Source organism: Rhodococcus sp. 7Tela_A2, assembly GCF_049311045.1.
In the GTDB taxonomy this organism is placed as follows: domain Bacteria; phylum Actinomycetota; class Actinomycetes; order Mycobacteriales; family Mycobacteriaceae; genus Rhodococcus.
In genome coordinates this window covers 24,389-45,631 of record NZ_JAXION010000023.1, presented here as the reverse complement: position 1 = coordinate 45,631, position 21,243 = coordinate 24,389, and the positions used below count along the sequence as shown (strand labels likewise).

16 protein-coding genes are annotated in these 21,243 nt (G+C 68.2%); 9 read left to right on the top strand and 7 right to left on the bottom strand.

Annotation, left to right across the window (positions count from 1 at the left end; all coding sequences use genetic code 11):
• Positions 1-124: 124 nt before the first annotated feature.
• Together TVH25_RS06775 and TVH25_RS06770 are read right to left on the bottom strand one after the other, a co-directional pair.
• Complete coding sequence (locus tag TVH25_RS06775; protein ID WP_169652756.1) at positions 125-1,309, bottom strand: thiolase family protein; 1,185 nt, start codon at positions 1,307-1,309, stop codon at positions 125-127.
• Between the two features lie 100 nt (positions 1,310-1,409).
• Complete coding sequence (locus tag TVH25_RS06770; RefSeq protein WP_422423652.1) at positions 1,410-2,225, bottom strand: hypothetical protein; 816 nt, start codon at positions 2,223-2,225, stop codon at positions 1,410-1,412.
• Positions 2,226-2,665: 440 nt separating this feature from the next.
• On the opposite strand from TVH25_RS06770, the gene TVH25_RS06765 reads away from it, so the two are divergent.
• Positions 2,666-2,962: a chorismate mutase gene (locus tag TVH25_RS06765; protein ID WP_169622434.1), complete on the top strand. Its 297-nt coding sequence runs from the start codon at positions 2,666-2,668 to the stop codon at positions 2,960-2,962.
• 90 nt (positions 2,963-3,052) lie between these two features.
• On the opposite strand, the gene TVH25_RS06760 is transcribed toward TVH25_RS06765, so the two are convergent.
• Positions 3,053-4,477, bottom strand: coding sequence for an aldehyde dehydrogenase family protein (locus tag TVH25_RS06760; protein ID WP_422423651.1), 1,425 nt, complete (start codon positions 4,475-4,477; stop codon positions 3,053-3,055).
• 376 nt (positions 4,478-4,853) lie between these two features.
• Between TVH25_RS06760 and TVH25_RS06755 the strand changes: the two genes are divergently transcribed.
• Positions 4,854-10,349, top strand: a complete 5,496-nt coding sequence (locus tag TVH25_RS06755; RefSeq protein WP_422423650.1) for a glutamate synthase-related protein — start codon at positions 4,854-4,856, stop codon at positions 10,347-10,349.
• Positions 10,346-12,103, top strand: a complete 1,758-nt coding sequence (locus TVH25_RS06750) for a sulfite reductase subunit alpha (protein ID WP_422423649.1) — start codon at positions 10,346-10,348, stop codon at positions 12,101-12,103. The genes TVH25_RS06755 and TVH25_RS06750 overlap by 4 nt, the downstream gene beginning before the upstream one ends.
• Before the next feature lie 4 nt (positions 12,104-12,107).
• Here the strand turns inward: TVH25_RS06750 and TVH25_RS06745 are convergent, their stop codons facing one another.
• Positions 12,108-13,478: an MFS transporter gene (locus TVH25_RS06745; protein ID WP_422423648.1), complete on the bottom strand. Its 1,371-nt coding sequence runs from the start codon at positions 13,476-13,478 to the stop codon at positions 12,108-12,110.
• A 400-nt stretch (positions 13,479-13,878) separates the two neighbouring features.
• Between TVH25_RS06745 and TVH25_RS06740 the strand changes: the two genes are divergently transcribed.
• The 4 genes from TVH25_RS06740 to TVH25_RS06725 are packed head-to-tail and all read left to right on the top strand — an operon-like array spanning position 13,879 to position 16,455.
• Positions 13,879-14,568: an energy-coupling factor ABC transporter permease gene (locus TVH25_RS06740; protein WP_422423654.1), complete on the top strand. Its 690-nt coding sequence runs from the start codon at positions 13,879-13,881 to the stop codon at positions 14,566-14,568.
• Positions 14,565-14,933 (top strand): PDGLE domain-containing protein, encoded by a 369-nt coding sequence (locus tag TVH25_RS06735; RefSeq protein WP_296551546.1) that lies wholly within the window; start codon positions 14,565-14,567, stop codon positions 14,931-14,933. The genes TVH25_RS06740 and TVH25_RS06735 overlap by 4 nt, the downstream gene beginning before the upstream one ends.
• Entirely contained in the window at positions 14,930-15,691 is a 762-nt protein-coding gene (gene cbiQ, locus TVH25_RS06730) for a cobalt ECF transporter T component CbiQ (RefSeq protein WP_422423647.1), read from the top strand. Before TVH25_RS06735 ends, cbiQ begins: the two co-directional genes overlap by 4 nt.
• Positions 15,688-16,455 carry an energy-coupling factor ABC transporter ATP-binding protein gene (locus TVH25_RS06725; RefSeq protein ID WP_296551549.1) on the top strand — a complete coding sequence of 256 codons (768 nt, stop codon included), beginning with the start codon at positions 15,688-15,690 and terminating at the stop codon, positions 16,453-16,455. Before cbiQ ends, TVH25_RS06725 begins: the two co-directional genes overlap by 4 nt.
• 14 nt (positions 16,456-16,469) lie before the next feature.
• Here the strand turns inward: TVH25_RS06725 and TVH25_RS06720 are convergent, their stop codons facing one another.
• A complete protein-coding gene (locus TVH25_RS06720) occupies positions 16,470-16,850 on the bottom strand; it encodes an ArsR/SmtB family transcription factor (protein ID WP_296551551.1) in 381 nt (126 codons plus the stop codon).
• Between the two features lie 147 nt (positions 16,851-16,997).
• Between TVH25_RS06720 and TVH25_RS06715 the strand changes: the two genes are divergently transcribed.
• The gene (locus TVH25_RS06715) at positions 16,998-19,049 is read left to right on the top strand and encodes an elongation factor G (protein ID WP_422423646.1); all 2,052 of its coding nucleotides are present in this window, start codon (positions 16,998-17,000) and stop codon (positions 19,047-19,049) included.
• 31 nt (positions 19,050-19,080) lie between these two features.
• On the opposite strand, the gene TVH25_RS06710 is transcribed toward TVH25_RS06715, so the two are convergent.
• Positions 19,081-19,584, bottom strand: coding sequence for a beta-class carbonic anhydrase (locus tag TVH25_RS06710; protein ID WP_422423645.1), 504 nt, complete (start codon positions 19,582-19,584; stop codon positions 19,081-19,083).
• A 227-nt stretch (positions 19,585-19,811) separates the two neighbouring features.
• Between TVH25_RS06710 and TVH25_RS06705 the strand changes: the two genes are divergently transcribed.
• On the top strand, positions 19,812-20,000 hold the full coding sequence (locus TVH25_RS06705) for a hypothetical protein (RefSeq protein WP_072700161.1): 189 nt from the start codon (positions 19,812-19,814) through the stop codon (positions 19,998-20,000).
• A gap of 35 nt (positions 20,001-20,035) precedes the next feature.
• Here TVH25_RS06705 and TVH25_RS06700 read toward each other — a convergent pair whose 3' ends face one another.
• Positions 20,036-21,196 (bottom strand): iron-containing alcohol dehydrogenase, encoded by a 1,161-nt coding sequence (locus tag TVH25_RS06700; protein ID WP_422423644.1) that lies wholly within the window; start codon positions 21,194-21,196, stop codon positions 20,036-20,038.
• Between the last annotated feature and the right edge of the window lie 47 nt (positions 21,197-21,243).

The following is a 21,243-nucleotide window of genomic DNA, read 5'->3' as shown; positions in this document are numbered from 1 at the left end:
CCGCGCCCCGGGGCCCCTCCCCGCCGGGCCCCGGGCCGGGGCCGGGGGTATCGCGGCCCCCGGCCCCGGTTCCGTTGAATGCGGCGGTGTCGTCAGTTCACGCGCTCGTCAGTTCACGCGGTCGTCAGTTCACACGGCGCAGCAGAGCCGCGAGAGCCTGCCCGCCACCGATGCACATGGTGACGATGCCCAGCTCGAGGTCGCGGCGAACGAGGTCCTTCGCGACGCGCAGGGTGAGGATGGCGCCGGTTGCTCCCACCGGGTGACCGAGGGCGATCGCGCCACCGTACGGGTTCGTCTTCTCCGGATCGAGCTTGGCGTCGCGCATCACGGCGATCGCCTGCGACGCGAACGCCTCGTTGAGTTCGACGGTGCCGATGTCGGCCGGCGACGTGCCGGTCTGCTCGAACAGCTTGCGCAGGGCGAAGGTCGGCGCGTAGCCCATGAGCTGCGGGTCCATCGCGGCGGTGGTGACGGCCTCGAGAACCACGGAGCCTTCGAGTCCGCGCTCGCGGGCGGCCGACTCACGCGCGAGCACGAGCGCGGCGGCACCGTCGTTGATGCCCGACGCGTTACCGGCGGTCACCGTGCCGTCCTTCGTGAAGGCGGCGCGCAGCTTCCCGAGTGTTTCGACGGTGGTGCCGGGCTTGGGATGCTCGTCCTCGGTGACGGTGACGGGCTTGCGCCCACCGATCTCCACCGGGGTGATTTCTTCGGCGAACACGGCCTTGGCGGCATCGGTCGCGGCACGGCGCTGCGATTCGACAGCGAAGGCGTCCTGCTGGTCGCGGTCGACGCCGTATTCGCGGGCGACGTTCTCCGCGGTGACGCCCATGTGGAGGTTGCTGAACGGGTCGGTCAGCATGCCGACGGTGCCGTCGACGAGCTCACGATTGCCGAGCTTGTAGCCGTTGCGCGCACCGAAGTCGTAGAACGGCATGCGCGACATGCTCTCGTCGCCACCCGCCACGGCGATGTCGGCGCTGCCCCAGCGGATCTCCTGCGCCGCAGACCACACGGCCTGCAGCCCGGAGCCGCACAAGCGGTTGACCGTCAGGGCCGGTGTCTCGACCGGCAGTCCCGCGGCGAGGGTGACGCGGCGCGCGTTGTAGGCGTCCGCCCCGACCTGGCCGATGCATCCCATGATGACTTCGTCGACGTCCTCCGGTGCCACCCCGGCACGCTTCAGAGCCTCGCGCACAGCCGTGGCGCCGAGTTCGTGGGCGGGCACATCCTTGAAGGCGCCACCGAAGCTACCGATCGGCGTACGTGCGCCGTCGATGATGACGATCGGTTCCGGAGTACTCATGTTCTCGTCCTATCTGATCGAACACCGTTGTCCGCGACGCCGACGCTCCGAACCGCAATCCGATGTGGCCTGGTCGCACGAGGGAAATCCGTGACGGATATTACGACACCGGGTGCCTATGCCCGCCATCGCTACCGTCCTTCTTCTCCGGAGCAGCGAGGTCACCGCTGCGTACGCGGGTCGCCGCATCCGGGGTACCGAGTTCGGCACGCATGTCCGGGCGCCCCACGTAGAGCTCGAGAACGCGATACAGGAGCGAGGCGTCGATATCGAAGCGCCGGGAGTCGACCACGATCCGCGGGGAGGCGGGTATCGATTCCAGGCGGAAGATCTTGCTCGTCCGGCGACGTGCCCACGCGGCGGTCTCGGTGCCCTCCACCCACATTTCGGGATAACCGTGATGAACGGCGCGGAGGCGCGCCACCGACACCCAGGGCAGATACGACTCCACGAACCAGCCGCGGTGCCTGATCCCGTCGGGGCCGAGTGTCAGCCCTCCGGCGCGGATCCTGCCGAGTGCCACTTCTCCGAGGAACACGACGCAGACCGACCCGAGCGTTGCCAGCACGACGCTGACCAGCGGCACACCACCGTTGGTGACGAGCACTTCGACCGCGGCGCCGAGCGACAGCGCCGCCGCGCATCCGACCATCGCGACCAGCAGCAGGAATACGGCCGTGCGGGCCTGCACCTCGGTGGTTCCGCGACCGGAGGTCTCCGTGTACCGCACTTTCGGCTCGCGTCGCTCCGGCCACCAGTACACCGCTCCGAACAACGCGGTGAGAAGCATGAGCACCGCGAGAATCACGAAGAATCGCGACTCGCCTCCGGCGCCGGACTCCGCAGCTCGCAACCCTCCCCACAGCGCACCGAGCCCGGTCAGTGCAGCGGCTCCCGTCGCCACGGTCGCCGGCACGTTCCATTTCTGCGTCGGCCATTCGGGGGGGCGTTCCGGAGCCGTCCGAATGCTGTCGGCCTCTCCGTCTTCACCCCGCCGAACGTATGTTCGTCGCATCGGTCTCCCCTCCGGGTCTGCCAGGAGCCCCGACGCCCCCGGCCCGCGCCGGTCGGAGCCCGACGCTACCTGAACGGGTAGGCGCCGCCGCGGGTCGGTGATCCGGGGAGCCACGGACGGCGAAGGGTCTCGCGGTCGGCAATTCGGTTGGCAGGCGAGAATGTGACGATTACCATACTTACTGGTCAGTTGTAGTGTTACGCCAGTTCACACGGCGTTTTCAGGGGGTCGGAACAGTGGCGAATACGGGTTCCGGAGATTTTTTGGTATGGCCGAGTAACACCTCCGGCGAGGAACACGACATTATCTCTGACGATTCAGACGAGACCGGAGGAGTCTGCATGACTGTCCAGCTTGATTCGCCTGGCATCGGCACCCAGGGCGCAGCGTCGACGACCGAAGCTGAACTGGGGACGTTGTTCGAACAGGTTCAGGAGCTCGACGCCCAGATTCTCGACGTCATCAAGCGACGCGCCGAGCTGGCACAACGCATCGGTGCTGTCGCGAAGAAGTCCGGCGCGACCCGCGAGGCGCAGGCCGAGGAGATGGCGGTTCTCGACCGATTCCACGAACTCGGCGCCGACGGCAACACGCTCGCGATGACGCTGCTGCGCCTCGGGCGCACGCGCCGACGCTGAGACCCGTCACGCCACTTCCAGCCCCCGCACCCACGGTGCGGGGGCTGCGTCGTGCCGGGAGCCGTCATCTGCGCGGTAGACCGGGCGGCATCAACGCAGGATTGTCTTGATCTCGAGGAACTCTTCGAGACCGGACACGCCGCCCTCCCGGCCGATGCCGGACTGCTTGTAGCCGCCGAACGGGGCGTCGGTGTTGAACGCTCCCCCGTTGATGTAGACCTGACCGGTCCGAATCCGGCGCGCTACCGCCTCGGCACGCTGCGGGTCGGCGGACCACACGCCTCCGGACAGGCCGTACTCGCTGGTGTTCGCGATACGCACGGCGTCGTCCTCATCGCGGTAACCCATGATGGACAGCACGGGCCCGAAGATCTCCTCGCGGGCGATCGTCATCTCTTCGGTGACTCCGGAGAAGATCGTGGGGCCGACGAAATATCCGGTGCCGAGCCCGGTGTCGCGGCCGTCGAGCACCAGTTCTGCGCCTTCGGCGACGCCCGTGTCGATGTACGCCCGCACACGCGCCTGCTGCGTCGAACTCACGAGCGGGCCGAGCTTCGATGCGGCGTCGCCCGGGTGTCCGACGGTGAATTTCCGTGCCACCTGCTCGGCGAGCGCGGCGACTTCCGGCATTCGCTCGGCCGGGACCAGCATGCGGGTCAGGGCTGTGCAGGTCTGGCCGGAGTTCAGGAAGCACTTGCTCACGCCGTCGGCGACGGCCGCGGTGAGATCCGCGTCGTCGAGGATGATATTGGCGGATTTGCCGCCCAATTCGAGCGCGACCTTCTTCACCGTCTCCGCCGCGACCGCCGCGACCCGCTTACCGGCGCGGGTCGAACCGGTGAACGACACCATGTCGACGTCCGGGTGCGCCGCGATGGCCTCACCGACGACCGGACCGTATCCGCTCACCACGTTGAAGACCCCGGGCGGCAGACCGGCCTCGTCCGCGATGTCGGCGAGCGCGTAGGTCACCAGCGGCGCCACCTCGGTCGGCTTGAGGACCACGGTGCATCCGGCCGCGAGTGCCGCGAACACCTTGAGGACCACCTGGTGCAGCGGGTAGTCCCACGGCGTGAGGGCGCCGACGACCCCGATCGGTTCGCGCACCACGAGTGCGTTGCCGATCTGCCGGTCGTCGAACTCGTAGTCCGCGGCCAGCGCCGCATAGCTCGCGATGTTCTTCAGTGGCATACCCACCTGGACCGCGGCGGCGAGCCTCATCGGCATCCCCATCTCCTGGGAGACGGTCGCGGTCAGGTCCGCGGCACGCTCGTTCGCGAGGGCGGAGATCTTCTCGAGGTGGGCGCCGCGCGCCGCACCGCTGAGGGAGGACCACGCGGGAAATGCAGCCCTGGCAGCGGCCACGGCCCGATCGACGTCGCCGGCGGTTCCTTCGGCCACCTCGGCGATGACCTCTTCCGTTGCGGGGTCGCGGACCTCGATGCGCCCGGGCCCGTCCGATGCCACCCACTGTCCGTCGATGTAGATCTGCGTGCGGTCCAGAATGTCGGTCATGCGCGCCTCCGTGTGTGTCGTGCGTCTCTCCGGCGCAGCGTATCGAAGGAAGTCGCGTCGGTGGGCCGGCTGTTCGACGGGATCGGTGCCCGCGCTGCCGGGCGGGACATCCGGAGGTGAGCGCGGCGGGTGTGATGCACGGCGGGTGTGATGCACGGCGCCGAACACGGCGTTAACACGTAGGCTACAATTTGTTTCGCTGCTCGCGCGCTCCACCGTCGCATCGCTCGGCACATCCGGACAACGTCGTCTGCCTTTCATCACCGTCTCCGGCAGAGCTCTGTGCGATCGCGGATCAGTGCGAATCTTCGCCTCCCCCTTCGCGTCCCTCACTGTCGGACGACGTCGCACTCGATCCGCCGAGGAGGGCATTCCGTTGACGAACGCCGACAACACCGGGCTGTACGACAGCAGTCTCGACAAGAGCAGCTGCGGCGTAGGTTTCATCACCCGCAAAGACGGTGTGCAGACCCACGACATCCTCACTCGCGGGCACGAGGCGCTCTGCGTGGTCCCGCACCGGGGCGGCATGTCCGCGGAGGGGGTCGGCGACGGGGCCGGCGTCAACGTGGACCTGTCGGTGGAATTCTTCTCCGCGATCGCCGGAACACCGCTGCAGCAAGATCATTTCGGCGTCGGCAACTTCTTTCTCCCCTCCGAGGACGCGGCCCGGGCGGCTGCCGAGAGCCTGATCTCGGCGGCACTCGCCCACGCCGGAATCCCGGTCCTCGCGGTGCGCGACGTCCCGGTCGACGACAGCGTGCTGCGCGCCGCCGCGGTCCGGCACCAACTGCCGATCCGGCAGTGGATCTTCACCCGCCCCGACACCTGCGCGTCGGCCGACGAGTTCGACCGCCTCCTGCACGACGTGCTCCTCGATGTCGAGGCGCACGCGTACCCCGATCCGGATCTCACGGGGCTGTATCCGCTCTCGCTCAGTTGCCGTACCCAGGTTCTCAAGGGACGCTTGAACTCCCATGAGGTCATCCCCTATTTCCGGGACCTGACGGATCCGCGGCATTCGGTGCACACCTTGTTCTTCCACACGCGGTTCTCCACCAACACGGACCCGCACCCCACGATGGCGCAGCCGTTCCGGCTCATGGCGCACAACGGTGAATTGAACACCGACCGCAAGAATCGTTTGTTCGAGGGTGCGCTCGCCCGGGCGATGGGCCGCGACATCGTCCGGCCTCCCGGCCAGTCCGACAGTTGCCGTTTCGACCAGACTCTCGCGTCCCGGATCGCATTCGACCGTCTCGACCTGGTCACCGCCGTCGTGCAGATGATGCCGCCGGCGTGGGAGAACGACACCACGTTGTCCCCGCAGGTACGTGCGATGCTCGAGTTCTTTTCCCTCTACGAGGAGAAGAACGACGGTCCTGCGGCGCTGATCTTCGGTAACGGCACCGTGGTCGGCGCACGTCTCGACCGCCTCGGCCTGCGCCCGTTGCGGTCCGTCGAGACCGCCGACTACCTCGCCGTCACGTCGGAGGCCGGCCAGTTCGATTTCGCGCCGAGCACGGTACTGCGCCGCGGACGCATCGAGGCCGGCGGCATGCTGTACTTCGACCATCGCACCCGGCGCTCGTACGGCACCGTCGAAGCGCTCGAACTACTTGCGGCCGAGCGCGATTACTCGATTCTGGTGGATGCCGCACGACGTGAGATCGAGGCGCTCCCGCCCGTCCCCGCGGAAAAGGCGGGATCACCGTTGCGCTACAACGGCGATCTCGGGCGGCACCAGCGGTACGTCTCGTACGCACTCAACCAGGAGTCGTTCCGTTTCATGCTCGACCCGATGCTCGCATCGGGTCAGGAACGGATCTCCGCAATGGGGTACGGCAACGCCATCAACGCCCTGTCCGATCAGGAAGGCGGTGTCGCCAAATACTTCTCGCAGCGCTTCGCCCAGGTGACGAACCCGTCGCTCGATTCCCTGCGTGAGGCCGACGGCATGACCCTGCGCGTCGCGCTGGGGGCACGCCCCGGCAGCGGCGCACCGTCGTCGACCGCGACCCAGATCGTGGTGCCCACCCCGATCCTGACCCACCTCGAGATGCTTCGGATCCGGGAGCAGACCGACACCCCGGTGCGGCGCTTCGAGATGCTCTACACCCCGGTTTTCGACGACACGAAGGCCAACGCCGCTCAACTCGCCGCCGCGATCGACGGGGTTGCCGACCGCATCGCCGATTTCGCGCGGGAGTCCGGCGGCATCGCAGTCCTCACCGACCGGCACGTCGCCACCGACCGCGCCGCGCTGCCGATGATTCTCGCGATCGCCGCGGTCAACCAACGACTCATCGACGACGGCGTGCGCCTGCGCGTGTCGGTGATCGTCGAGTCCGGTCAGCTGTGCTCCTCGCACCACATCGCCGCGACCCTCGGTTTCGGCGCTGCGGCGGTGTACCCGCTCACCGTGCAGATGCGCGCGGAGGAGAAGTACGGCGACGAAGCCGACCTCGCGTTCCTGAAGTTCCGCAAGGCCGCGGAGAAGTCGCTGATGAAGACGATGGGCAGGGTCGGGCTGTGCACCGTCGAGTCGTACATCGGCGGTGAGTTCTTCGAGCCCAGTTACCTCGACACCGACGACGAGGTGCTCCGCCGCTGGTTCCCGAACGTGGCCACCCCGGTGGGAGGCGTCGGGTTCACCACCGTCGCCCAAGCCGTAGCCGACTGGCATCGACGCGCAGCGGCCGTCGAGTCCGAGGCGGACGTCCCCCTGCTCGGCCTGTTCAAGGAACGCGCCGAAGGGGCGGGACACTCGTTCGGCACCACCGCCGTGCGCGGATTCGTCGACATGACCGAAGAACCCCTCGCCGTGCCCGCCGTGCGCGAGGCCGAGCCGGACCTGACGGACTCGCTGCGCCTGTTGCCGCTGCACCGCCTCTCCGACGCACACGGTCTCGACGACGAGGCGTACCGCTACGGCGGTTTCCGGGCACTGACCGACGCCGAAATCGACTCCTTCGAGATCACCCCCGGCTACCGGGCATTCGCGCGGACCATGGCGGAGGAGCGCTCCCGCCGCCCCGCCGCGTTGCGCGATGTCCTCGCCCTGCCGTCCGACATCACCTACGCGGTCACCACCGACGACTTCCACAAAGAGATGGGGCGGTTCTCGCGGTACGGCAACAACTCGATGCGCGTGCGCGGCCTGGCCGCGGCCCGCGTGGGCGAGAACGAGTTCGTGCTCCGGCTGACCGGACCGCTCGCCGACGACCACACCCGGCCCGCAGCGCTCGGCCGGTCTCTCGTCGCGCGGTTCGGCGACGCCATCGTCTCGCACCGCTGCTACGGCGACACTCTCACCGTGCACGCGGTCGGTGACGCCGCCGACTACCTGAGTCTGGTCCGTCAGGCTCCGGCGGCGGTGCGTCTCGATCAGGTGCAGCCCGCACACGAGATCACCCGCGCCCTGGCCTCGGGTGCGATGAGCCACGGCGCCTTGAACTCCAACGCGCACGAAGCCGTCGCGCACGGAACCAACATGGTCGGTGGCATGTCGAACTGCGGCGAAGGGGGCGAACACATCTCGCGATACGGCACGATTCGCGGTTCCCGCATCAAGCAGTTCGCCTCGGGCCGCTTCGGTGTCTGGGCCGGGTACCTCGCCGATCCGATGCTCGAGGAGATCGAGATCAAGATCGCGCAGGGTGCCAAACCCGGTGAAGGAGGCCAGCTTCCCGCGAAGAAGGTCACCGTCGAGATCGCGGCCGCCCGTGGTGCGACCCCGGGTGTCGAACTGATCTCGCCTCCGCCACACCACGACACGTACTCCATCGAGGACCTCGCGCAGCTCATCCACGACTGCAAGGCCGCCCGGGTGCGCGTCGTCGTCAAGCTGGTGTCCTCGGAAGGTATCGGCACGATCGCCGTCGGCGTCGCCAAAGCCGGCGCCGATGTCATCAACGTCGCGGGTAACACCGGCGGCACCGGGGCCGCCTCGGTGACGTCCCTGAAGTACGCGGGCCGGTCCGCCGAGATCGGCGTGGCCGAAGTTCATCAGGCCCTGACCGCGAACGGACTCCGGGACAAGGTCGTGCTCCGGTGTTCGGGTGCGCACCAGACGGCGTCGGACGTCATCGTCTCCGCGATGCTGGGAGCCGACAGCTTCGAGTTCGGCACCACCGCACTGATGATGCTCGGATGCGTCATGGCGAAGAACTGCAACGTCAAGTGCCCCGCCGGACTGACCACCAATCCCGAGGTCTTCGACGGCGACCCGCGCGCGATGGCGCAGTACCTGCTCAACATCGCCCACGAAACGCGCGAAGTGCTCGCCCGGCTGGGCCTGCGCTCGCTGCGCGATGCCCGCGGCCGCGCCGACCTGCTGCACCTGCTCGATCACCCCTCGAGCATCGGGCAGCTCGACCTGCGCGCCATGCTCACGGTCCTGCCCGAGGTTCGCGTCGACAACCCCGTCTACCTGGAGAAGGACTACTCGCTCGACGACGCGTGGCTGGTCCGGCTGCGGGAGGCCCTGATCGAGGCACGCGAGAGCACCGTGACTCTCGGCGACGGGGTCCGCCTGACGAACAACAACAAGAGCGTCGGCGCGCAGTTGGCGATCGACATCGAGCGGATGCTCAACCACGACGATCTCGACGACCTTCCGTCCGTGCTGCGCGACGAGCGCGGACGCGGGTGGTTGCGCGACGGCACCGTCACCGTGACCACCACCGGATCGGCGGGCTTGTCGTACGGCGCGTTCTGCAACGACGGTATGCACCTCGAGCACATCGGCACCGCGAACGACGGTGTCGGCAAGGGTCAGTGCGGCGGGCAGATCGTCCTGCGCTCCCCCGGCGGCGGCTGCGATGAGCGCGGCGGCAACGTACTCATCGGCAATTTCGCCCTGTTCGGGGCGACGGGTGGCCGGTTGCTCGTCGAAGGCGAGGCAGGTGACCGTTTCGCAGTCCGCAATTCCGGCGCGACGGCCGTGGTCGAGGGTGTCGGCGATTTCGCCTGCGAGTACATGACCAACGGTGCGGTACTCAACCTCGGCGGATTCGGCAAGGGACTCGGCAACGGCATGTCCGGCGGTTTCGTCTACCAGTACGACCCGGACGGACTGCTGCCCGCCAAGGCCAGCGCCGACTCGATCCTGCTCGGGTCCATCACCGGAGACGATCCGCAGGCCGCGCTGCACAGCGCCGCGGTGCTTCGGCTGCTGCACCTGCACGTCGAGTCGACCGGATCTGTGAAAGCGCGGTTCCTGCTGGACAACTGGCAGACCGAGCAACACCACTTCGCCTACGGGATGCCGCGCGCACTGCTGCAGTACCAGGACGCCGACGAGATCCTGGCCGCCGCGTCGCGCAGGGAACTCGCCTCCGAGGTTGCGTCCGCGCTGGTGGCCCATCAGGTTCGCAAGTTCAAGGAGAGCTACCGCTCGGGTGCGCCCGTCGCCGGTGGACTGACCCCGTCGGGCACCGATACCGAAACGATGTATGCCTTGCTGAACAACTACACGGTGCTCGCCGCCGCGCAGGAGATGGCGTTGCAGAAGGTTCCGGGCGCGTCGGACGTCTCGGATCCGGCGGTGCAGAAGGCTGCGCGCAATCTGCTGCTCACCGAAGATTTCTTCCTCGTCGCGAAGCTCGAACGGTACGCACTCGCCGCGATCGCCGATCACTCCGACGAGCAACTGGCGGTGCTGGTCGCCGACAAGCGACTCGGCGACTACAAGCAGGCGCTCGCACTGCGCAATGTCCGTTCGGTCGACGCCCCCGGAACATACGGCTGGATTCTCCTGCAGAGCCGCAAGAATCTGGACGCGATCGGTCGTTTGCCCGGTTACGAAGAACTGTTCGCCCGCAACGCCGTGCCGAACGTCCTCGCCTCCACGACGGGAGTCCCCGCATGACAACTCCTTTCATCCCCCTCGATGCGCCCTTCACCGACGACCAGCGGTCGTGGCTCGCCGGCTTCCTCGCCGGTATGCAGACCCGGCTGTTCTCCGGCGGTCCCGCCGACGATGCCGGAACCGCCGGTGCGGCGCCCGTGCTGCATGTGCTCTACGGCTCGCAGACGGGCAATGCCGAAGCGGTGGCCGAGGACGCGGCCGCCGCGGCGCGCACGCACGGGTTCGCTCCGGTGGTGTGTGCACTCGACGATATGGATCTCGACCGGTTCGCCTCGGCCGGGCACGTCCTGATCGTCACCTCCACGTACGGCGAAGGCGAGATGCCCGACAACGCGGAGTTGTTCTGGGACGCTCTGTCCGCGGACTCGGCCCCGCGGCTCGAGCGCATGCACTTCGCGGTCCTCGCGCTCGGCGACACCGGTTACGACGGCTTCTGCCAGGCAGGCAAACTGCTCGACACCCGTCTCGAACAACTCGGAGCGCAGCGCATCGTCCCGCGCGTCGACTGCGACGTCGATTTCGAGGATGCCGCCGCCGCGTGGATCAGCGAGACGATGCCGCTCGTCGCGGCGGTCGAGGGAATCGTGGGGCCGGGTTCGCCCGCCGCACCCGCACCGACGGCACCGGCACGTCCGAAGTCGCAGTGGACCCGCAAGAACCCCTACCCCGCGACGCTCACGACCAACCGGCTGCTGTCGGGTGCGGGTTCGGCAAAGGAGATCCGGCACTACGAGTTCGCGCTCGGCGAGTCGGGCATCGAGTACGAGGCCGGCGACGCGCTGAACGTCGTCCCCCTCAACGACCCCGCGCTCGTGCGGACGCTGCTCGACCGGTTGCGCCTCGACGGTTCCGTCGTACCCGCCGGTTTCGGCAGCACCCTCACGCATCTGCTGACCTACGACTTCGAGATCACCGCGCCGACGGTCGACCTGCTCGAGGAAATCGAGAAGCGCACCCGCAACGAGGAATTGACGTATGTGCTGCGGCACGGCGACAAGGCCGCACTCGACGAATGGCTGTGGGGCCGCGACATACTCGACGTGCTGCTGCTCGAACCCGCACCGGAACTGTCGGCCGAGGAGTTCCTGTCGCTGTTGCGGCCGCTGCAGCACCGCGCGTACTCGATCTCGTCGAGTCCGAACGCGTGCGACGGTTCGGTACACCTGACCGTCGCGTCGGTGCGGTACGGCGACGACGACCGCAAGCGGCACGGCGTCTGCTCGACCTATCTCGCGGACCGCGTCGGTGACGGCACCGTGGGCATTTTCGTCACGAAGAACAAGGCGTTCCGTGTCCCGTCCGACGACGCCGTGCCGATGATCATGGTCGGGCCCGGGACCGGTATCGCCCCGTTCCGCGGCTTCCTCCAGGAGCGGCGGGCGCGCGGCGCGACCGGAAAGAACTGGCTGTTCTTCGGCGATCAGCGCCGCGACACCGACTACATCTACGAGGACGAACTCGCCGAGTTCACAGCGTCGGGAGTACTCACCCGGCTCGACCTCGCGTTCTCCCGCGACCAGGCCGAGAAGATCTACGTGCAGAACCGCATGACAGAACACGGGTCAGAGTTGTTCGCGTGGCTCGAGGAAGGCGGTCACTTCTACATCTGTGGTGACGCCTCCCGCATGGCGAAGGATGTCGACGCCGCGCTCCACGCGATCGTCGCCGAGCACGGTGGGATGAGCCCGGAGCAGGCCGCCGAGTACGTCACCACCCTCAAACGGGAGAAGCGGTACGTGCGCGACGTCTACTGACTCCTCAGCGGATCAGTGGACGGACCCGAGCAGTTCCCGGGTCGGCGGCGGTTCGGGCGTGCGGGTCGCGGCGCCGGGGCGCACCGCCGGGGAACCCCCCCCCGCCCCGCCCCCCCCCCCCCCCCCCCCCCCCGCCCCCCCCCGGGGGGGGGGGGGGGGGGGGGGGGGGGGGCGCGCGGGGCGCCCCCACGGCGGTGAAGACCACCCCGGACGCGAACAGAGCCAGCCCCGCGCCGAGCGCCACCCAGGTGGCGGCCGAGTGCCCGCCGGCATCGGCGAGTTCGCCGCCGACCCAGTTACCGATCGAGGTGCCCAAGGTGATCCCGGCGCTGAGCAACGTCATGACGAGTCCGAGTCGCCGTGCCGGCGTGTAGTCGCCCGCCACCCTGAAAATTGTCACCAGGACCGGACCGATCGGCGCGCCGATGAGGAACAGGACAACGGCCATCTGCCACGGCGCGTTCGGCAGCCACAGCAACGCCAGTGCGGGAACCAGCAGCACCGCGCACCCCAGCCACCGCACGGGGACGGTGAGGCGTCCACTCCACCGGGACACGCTCAACGCCGCTGCGCCGGAGGCAAGCCCGAGCGCGGCGTAGATCAGTCCGCCGCTGCCGGGGTGCCCGGTCTCGTCGGCGAAGACGGTCGTGATGGTGGCGAGCGACCCGAAAATCGTTCCGATACCGAGCATTCCGGTCAGCAGAATTGCCACCGGACCCCACGACACTGCGGCGGGTCCGGTGGCCGGGGCGCTGCCGCCGACCGGTCCGGACCGGTGCACGGGCGCCGCGAATCGGGCACTGGGGTGTACCGCGAACCAGGGCACGACGACGGCCGTCAGGGCGATCAGGACATACAACGGTGCGGCAGCACCGAACACCGCGGCGATGATGCCGACCGCCGCGGGGCCGAGGACGAATCCGAGTTCGTCCATGGTTCCCTCGTACCCCTGGGCTTCTTCCACCGCCTCGTCCGCGCCGCGCGCGGACAAACCGCGAATCCAGCGCACGCGTGTCATGGGACCGCACTGCGGAACGACGAGACCGGCGACGAACGCGGCAGCCAGCAGGGTCGGCGGTAACGCCTCGCCTGCGCCGTGGGAACTTCCCGCGGCGAGCACCGCGACGACCGCGACCACATAGACGGCGGTCGAGACGAGCAGCGTCGGCCGCTGGCCCCAGCGATCGGAGGCGATACCGGACAGCGGTGCCCCGACCGCGACTCCCACGCCGGTGACCGCCGCGGCGATGCCGGCGGCGGCGAAGTCGGACGACGAGGCGACGACATAGGTGAGAACGCCGAGCACCAGCATGGACAGCGGTAGCCGGGCCAGCGCCGAGATCGGGAAGTACGCCGACCCGACCAGATCGTGCATGACACGGAAATGCGAGGGGGCGGAACGTGAACTGCGGGACATCGATACCTTTTCGGGACTTTCTGCGTGCACAAGACTTTTCTGCGTGCACAAAACAGGTGCACGGCGTCCCGACCTCCCGCCGTGCCCGACCCGAAGCAACCCGAGAATTCTACAGGAACAGCCGGGTTTCTTCGAACATGCACGATCGTGCCGCCGGCGCGATATCCCGGCGCCGTTTCGTCCGGCGGGTGCGAGCGGAGCGTCCGCGTCGACCGGTGTGACGCCGTCCTCGTTGTGCGAGATGTCCGAATCATGCCTTCTCGGCGCATATTTCACGTCGGAGGGTCGGCGTAAAACCTGTCCGACTGTTCAGTCGGGCAGGTAGGGTCGAATGATCTTCCACGTCGGAGGGAACTCCATGGACGTCTCGGCAATGCACATGAGCGACGGTCTGATCAACGCACCGACATCGGCTGTGTTCTTCGTGATCGCCGCGCTCGGGCTCGCGGTGGCGCTGCCCCGCGCACGACGGGAACTCGACGAACGAACCGCTCCCCTCGCCGGTCTCGTCGCCGCGTTCGTGTTCGCCCTGCAGATGATCAACTTTCCGGTGCTTCCCGGTGTCAGCGGGCACGTCCTCGGAGGGGCCCTCGCCGCGATCCTGGTGGGCCCGGCGACAGCCGCACTCTGCCTGACAGTCGTGCTCGTCGTGCAAGCACTGCTGTTCGCCGACGGCGGGCTCACCGCACTCGGAACCAACGTCACCAACATGGCGTTGCTGGGAGTCGCCGCCGGGTACGGAACGGCCATCGCCTTGCGTCCGCTGCTGCGCCGGTCCTCGGGCGTCGCGGTGCTCGGAGTCATATCCTTCGTGGCCGCGGTGGTCGCCACGGTGGTCGCGGCCGCGGGCTTCCTGGTCGAATACGCCGTCGGCGGCACCGCGGGTTCGATCGGGACCATCGCACCGTTCCTGCTCGGCGTGCACGTCCTCATCGGCATGGGCGAAGGAGTGATCACGGCCGTGACGGTGATGGCGGTGGCACGAGCGCGCCCCGACCTGGTCTATCTCCTCCGGCCGTTGCGTCAAGGTGATCGGAGTCCGGTATGAGCCGAAAAGCCGTTCTGATCGTGCTGGGTGCGGCGGTGCTGCTCCTCGCCGGGGTGGTGTCCTCGTTCGCCGACCCGAATCCCGACGGGCTCGAAGCCGCGACCGTGCGGGGCTGCGAGATCGCCGAGAGCGATACGAGCGAGTCCCTCGCCGGTGACTGTCCCGCGATCGGCGCCGAAGACCACGCATTGGCAACGAGCCCGCTCGCCGACTATGCCGTCGCCGAACGGGAAGGGACCACCGGCGTGGCCGGGATCGTCGGCGCGGTCGCCACGCTGGTGTTCGCAGCGGGGTTGTTCATGGTGCTGGCACGCCGCCGGAAGCCCGCCCGGAGCGACGCGCCCCTCGGAAAAACCGGGCCGTGAGCACGCCGACGATCGAGAACGGCGCGGCCGCCGTCACCGCGGCGGCCCGCGGGCTCCCCACCGAGGTGAAGATCGTCGGTGCGGTCGTCTTCACGTTCGTGGTGGTCGCGACACCGCGTGAAGCGATGTGGGCGTTCGCGCTGTATTTCTCGATCGTCGCGGCGGTCTGCGTCGCTGCTCGTATCCGGCTGTCGTGGTTGTTGCCCCGGATGTCCATCGAACTGCCGTTCCTGGTTCTCGCGGTGCTGCTGCCGTTCGCGGAGTCCGGGACACGCGTGGAGTGGCTGGGGCTGTCCCTGTCGGTGCCGGGCTTGTATGCGGCGTGGGGCATCGTGGTGAAGGGCACCTTGGGTGTGCTCGCGTCCCTCATCCTCGCCGCGACCACACCGGTTCAGGATCTGCCCGGTGGTCTGACACGGTTACATGTCCCGCCGCTCATCACCACCGTGGTGCTGTTGATGCTGCGCTATGCCACGTTGCTCGCCGCCGAAGCGAAGAGCATGGATATCGCGCGGCGCTCGCGAGGCGACGATCCGCGGATGCTCCACCGCATCGGGGCGACGGCACGCGGTGTCGGGTCGTTGTTCGTGCGCGCGTACGAACGCGGCGAGCGGGTGCACTGGGCGATGCTTTCCCGGGGTTTCACCGGTGCCGTGCCCGCCACGGGATCGGCGGCGACCCGGACAGCGTGGGCATTCGGCCTGATGCCCGCGGCACTCGCCGGCGCGGTGTGCGCGGCAGCGTGGGGCGGGTTGTGAGCACGTCCCCCGCCGTCGAACTCGAGGGGGTGCAGCACGTGTATCCCGACGGCCGTCACGCACTGCGCGGTATCGACCTCGCAGTCGAGCCCGGCGAGCGGGTCGCCGTCCTCGGTCCCAACGGGTCCGGCAAAACCACCCTCATGCTGCACCTCAACGGCGTTCTGGCTCCGTCGTCCGGGACCGTACGAATCGGTGGAACGCCCGTGACGCGCCGTACGCTGCGCGGAATTCGCAGCCGCGTCGGCCTTGTGTTCCAGAACCCCGACGACCAGCTCTTCATGCCCACCGTGTCTCAGGACGTGGCGTTCGGACCGGCCAACTTCGGGGTGCCGGAACCGGAACTCGGCTCGCGGGTGCAGTCCGCGCTCGAGGCGGTGGGGATGGAGGAACACTCCGGGCGCACGACGATGCATCTCTCGGCCGGGCAGCAGCGGCGAGTCGCGCTGGCGACGGTGCTGTCCTGCCGGCCCGAGGTACTCGTGCTCGACGAACCGTCCAACGATCTCGACCCGGTGTCCCGGAGGGAACTGGCGGAGGTGCTGCTCGGCCTGGGCACGACGATGCTGGTGGTCACCCACGACCTGCCGTACGCGGCGCAACTGTGCACCCGCGCGGTGATCCTCAACGACGGACGCCTCGCGGCGGACGGCCCGATCGAGACGATCCTGTCCGACTCCGGTCTGCTCGCGCAGAACCGCCTCGAGCTCCCGTGGGGATTCAGCCTGACGCCGCGCGAGGCACACACGCACGGCGGAGAATGACGACGGAGACCGCCTCAGGAACGCTCTGTGCGGTGGCGGTGCGTGTGCGAATGGCCTGCCTGCTCGTGCGTGGCCCCGATGGAATGGAGGAGTTCGTGCACCGTGGTGTCCGCGAGCCGGTACCGCACCAGGCGCCCTTCCCGCTCCGCGGTGACCCAGCCACGATTTCGTAGCAGACGCAGCGCGTGGGAGACGGCGGTCCCGGTCATCTCGAGGGCCGCGGCAAGATCGGTGACGCAGATCCCCGGGGCATGGTGCAGGCACATCAGCAACCGCAGCCGGTTGACGTCGGACAACAGTTCGAAACGATCCGCCCACCGCGCGATGTCCGGCGTCCGGAGGGCGGCGGCCGCGCGGCGCACATCGTCGGAGTCGAACACCGCGTCCACCGTCATGCACCGAGTGTACGAAGCTCTGTTCTCTCACGACTGCACATCGCCCGATAGGCCGCTCCGCCAACCCGATTGACCGAGGACAATATTCGGCCGTGAGCTGGGGAGAACCCGCTTAGACTGTGCTCAGGCCACCCGAGGAGCACGCCGATGCCCGATCGCACCGCAGCACGCAGCAGGCAGGCGCCCGTCGCCGACAGCCCCGATCGAATCCGCAATGTCGCGCTCGTCGGGTGTACCGGCACCGGGAAAACCACCCTCGCCGAGTCGCTGGCGGCCGCGACGGGTGCGGTGGGACGCGCCGGGCGGGTCGCCGAGGGCACCACGGTGTCCGACTACGAGGAGATCGAGCAGAGACATCAGCGGTCGGTGCAGTTGACGGTGCTCGCGCTCGAATGGAAGGGCATCAAGATCAATCTGATCGACACTCCGGGTCACCCCGATTTCGACGCCGAAGTCCGGGCGGGCTTGCACGCTGCCGACGCCGCGATCTTCGTCGTCTCGTCCACCGACCCGATCTCCGCCGCGACCCGCGCGTTGTGGCGCGAGTGCGACGAGGAGAAGATTCCCCGCGCGATCGTCGTGAACAAACTGGACATCGCCCGGCGCAGCTACGACGACGTCCTCTCCGAATGCCACGACGCGTTCGGCCTCGGCCCGGACACGCTGCGCGCGCTGTTCTACCCCGTGTACGACGGTGACCGGCCGGTCGGCTCGATGGGTTTGCTGACCGGACGCCGTTACGGCGAACCGGGCCCGTCCCCCGTGTCCGAGGACGTACGCGAAGCGCTGGTGGAAGCCATCTCGGGGCAGGACGACACGCTCATGGAGCGGTTCATCGCGGGCGAACAACTCGACACCGCCTCGCTCGAAGAAGGGCTGACACGCGAATTCCTGTCCTGCGCACTACATCCCGCGGTTCCCGCCACAGAATACGGGGTGGGCGCCGTCGAGTTGCTCGAGCTGATCACCACGGGTTTCCCCGATCCCACCCGGCGGTCGCGCGGTGCGCCTGCGTGCGACCCGGACGCGGATCTGGTGGCGCAGGTCGTCCGCGTCGCGGGAGATTCGTACGTCGGCCGGATCAGCCTGGTGCGCGTCTACGCCGGCACGCTCCGTCCGGATTCGACGCTTGCGCTCACCGGTGGCGACCGCGATTCGCGCGACCGTATTCCCTCACTGTCGAGTCCCTTCGGCAAACAGCAGCGGCCCGTCGGAGAGGCCGTCGCGGGAGACCTGGTGTCGGTCGGGAAACTCGCGACCGCACAGCCCGGTGACGTACTGCACGAGCCGGATCAGCCTGCGCACCTGGATATGTGGCCGACCCCGACACCGTTGCTGCCCGTCGCGATCGAGGCGCACACTCGCACCGACGACGACAAGTTGTCGCAGGCACTGTCACGGCTCGCGGCGGAAGATCCGGGCGTGCGCGTCGAACACAATCCCGACACCAACCAGATCGTGCTGTGGTGCACGGGTGAAGCACACGCGGAACTGGTGCTCGACCGTCTCCGCACCCGGCACGGAGTCCAAGTCGATCCGGTGGAATTTGCCGTAGCGCTCCGCGAAACCTTCGCGACACCCGCGCCCGGACACGGACGACTCGTCAAACAATCCGGTGGGCACGGCCAGTACGCGGTGGTCGACGTCGAAGTCGAGCCTTTGCCGATGGGAAGCGGGGTGGTGTTCGCCGAACGCGTGGTCGGCGGCGCGGTACCCCGGCAGTTCATCCCGTCGGTCGAGAAGGGTGTGTACGCACAGGCCGAGAAGGGGGTCGCCTCGGCCGGATGCCCCCTGGTCGACGTGCAGGTCACGCTCGTCGACGGCAAGGCTCACTCGGTGGACTCCTCCGACGCCGCATTCCAGGCCGCCGCGGGGCTCGCGTTGCGAGATGCGGCGGCGCACAGCACCGTCCGCATTCTCGAACCGGTGGCTGCGGTCCGTGTGATCGTGCCGGAGGAGTTCCTCGGTGCGGTGCTCGGCGACCTCTCCGCACGGCGCGGCCGCGTCCTCGGCACCGAATCTCCTGAACCGGGAACAGCCCTGCTGCGCGCGGAGGTTCCCGAAATCGAACTCAGCCGCTACCCCGTCGAACTGCGGGCCATCACTCAGGGCACCGCCGAGTTCGCGCGGATGTATCTCCGGCACGAGCCGATGCCGGACAACCTCGCTGCGCGGTTGACCTCGTCGTCGGCGAGCTGAGTCTTCTCTCGGCGAGCAGGTCGGGACCTCGTCAGGAGGTCCGTTCGTGCGCCACCTCGTTCAGCCTGCCCGTAGCGACGTCGAAGACGAATCCGCGGAGTGAGGTCGGTTCGGTGACGAACGGGCTCACTTCGATCCGGCGCAGCGACTGACGCACATCTTCCTCGGGGTCGCGGAACGATTCCGGGGCCCACTGCGGCCGGATCCCGGTGTCCTGCTCGACGGCGCGCGTGAATTCGTCGTCGGTGAAGGTCAGCATGCCGCAATCGGTGTGGTGGATGAGCACGATCTCCTCGGTGCCGAGGAGCCGCCGGCTGATGGCGAGCGAACGGATCACGTCGTCGGTCACCGCGCCGCCCGCATTGCGGATCACGTGCGCCTCCCCTTCCGCTATGCCCAGGGCGCGGTACACGTCGAGCCTCGCATCCATGCACGCCACGATGGCGATGTGCTTGCTCGGGGGCAACGGCAAGGGGCCGGTGAACCCGGCCGAATACGACTTGTTGTTGTCCAGATATTCGTCGGTGACTGTCACGCGCTCATCTCCACGTCGTCGGGCAGGGGTCGTACCATCCTCCTCCGGTCTCACCCTCTCGGCCAGCGTGCCGATCGCCCTGATCCGAAATCGCCCTGATCCGGATTCGGCCCGGTGTGGATTCGCCTCGTGCCGGTTTCGTCGACGATCTGCCCGGGTATCGCAAGTGCTGTCCCGAGCACGGGCGCGGTCCCGTGCCGGGCAACTTCACGAAAGGACGGATTTCGATGGCTGAATCCGAGCGCCCGGGCACCCCTGCCGACAACGACGACCTCACCGGCGAGAAGATCTCTCGACTGGTGGACGACATGGAAGAACGCGTCGAAGCCGAGCACGAGCGGGAAGGCAAGGCCGGTAGCCCTTCGGATCGCGAGGAAACCGAGCCTGTCGAGCCCGACGACCAGGCACCCGAGTAAACCGTTTCCCCCTGCCTTCACGCCCGGATCTGCTGTCAGTCGTAGATCCGGGCGTACAGGTCGCGGATCTCCTCCTCCGTGGGCACGAGCGGATTGTTGTTCGGCGATCCCGATGCCAGGGCCTGTTCCGCCATGAGCGGTATCAGCGAGTCCCAGTCACGTCTGTCGATGCCGTAGGCACGAGGCGTGGGCACTTCGACGTCGCGGCACAGTTCCGCCAGCGCGGCGACCAGGCTGTCCGCCGCAGCGGCGTCGTGGTCGCCGGAGGTGGCGACGCCCAGCGCGCGGGCACAGTCCGCATAGCGGGATTCGGCAGCCCGCACCGAGAAGGCGGTCACCGCGGGGAACAGCATCGCGTTCGACAAACCGTGCGCGACGTGGAAATGCGCGCCGATCGGCCGGCTCATCCCGTGGACGAGGGCGACGCTCGAGTTCGAGAACGCGATCCCCGCCTGGGTGGCCGCGAGCATCATCTGCTCCCGGGCGTCTTCGTCGTTGCCGTTCACGTAGACGCGTCGCAGAACTCTTCCGATGGTCTCGATCGCAGCGAGGGCCAACGTGTCCGAAAACGGAGTGGACTTCTTGCTGACGTACGCCTCGATCGCGTGGGTGAGCGCGTCGACCCCGGTGTCGGCAGTCAGTCGCGGAGGCATCGTCAACGTCAGCCGGTAGTCGACCACCGCCGCGATCGGCAGGAACGCCGCGCCCGGGCACAGCATCTTCTCGTTGGTGACACTGTCGCTGATCACGGTGAACTGCGTTGCCTCCGAACCACTCCCGGCCGTGGTCGGAACCGCGACGACAGGTAGCGCCGGACCGTTGTTGATGCGGGGGGCCTTGTACTCGCTCATCTGCCCACCGTGGACGGCCAGCAACCCGAGCGCCTTGGCGGTGTCCATCGGGCTGCCGCCACCGAAACCGATGACGCAATCGGCGTCGTGGGCGGCGACTGCCTCGAGACCCGCGACGAGGGAGTCGGTGGTGGGATCGGGAACGGTATCGGCGAACACCGCCGTTGCGAGTCCGGCCGCGCCGAGCCGTGACACCATGCGATCCACTGCGCCGGTCCCGACCATGAACCGGTCGGTCACCACGAGCGGCCGGGACAGCCCCAGCCCGGCCACCACCTCACCGATCTCGTCGACGGCGCCTCCGCCGATCCGCATCACGCGGGGAAGAGCAATGTGTGCGGCCACGTGGATCCCTTCGTCACAATTCGGTCCGAAGGATGTCTACCCCAACG

Excerpts from the sequence above, each read along its gene's own strand:
- TVH25_RS06775 (WP_169652756.1), bottom strand. The coding sequence starts at position 1,309 with ATGAGTACTCCGGAACCGATCGTCATCATCGACGGCGCACGTACGCCG.
- TVH25_RS06765 (WP_169622434.1), top strand. The coding sequence starts at position 2,666 with ATGACTGTCCAGCTTGATTCGCCTGGCATCGGCACCCAGGGCGCAGCG.
- TVH25_RS06760 (WP_422423651.1), bottom strand. The coding sequence starts at position 4,477 with ATGACCGACATTCTGGACCGCACGCAGATCTACATCGACGGACAGTGG.
- TVH25_RS06750 (WP_422423649.1), top strand. The coding sequence starts at position 10,346 with ATGACAACTCCTTTCATCCCCCTCGATGCGCCCTTCACCGACGACCAG.
- TVH25_RS06745 (WP_422423648.1), bottom strand. The coding sequence starts at position 13,478 with ATGCACGATCTGGTCGGGTCGGCGTACTTCCCGATCTCGGCGCTGGCC.
- TVH25_RS06740 (WP_422423654.1), top strand. The coding sequence starts at position 13,879 with ATGGACGTCTCGGCAATGCACATGAGCGACGGTCTGATCAACGCACCG.
- TVH25_RS06735 (WP_296551546.1), top strand. The coding sequence starts at position 14,565 with ATGAGCCGAAAAGCCGTTCTGATCGTGCTGGGTGCGGCGGTGCTGCTC.
- TVH25_RS06720 (WP_296551551.1), bottom strand. The coding sequence starts at position 16,850 with ATGACGGTGGACGCGGTGTTCGACTCCGACGATGTGCGCCGCGCGGCC.
- TVH25_RS06715 (WP_422423646.1), top strand. The coding sequence starts at position 16,998 with ATGCCCGATCGCACCGCAGCACGCAGCAGGCAGGCGCCCGTCGCCGAC.
- TVH25_RS06705 (WP_072700161.1), top strand. The coding sequence starts at position 19,812 with ATGGCTGAATCCGAGCGCCCGGGCACCCCTGCCGACAACGACGACCTC.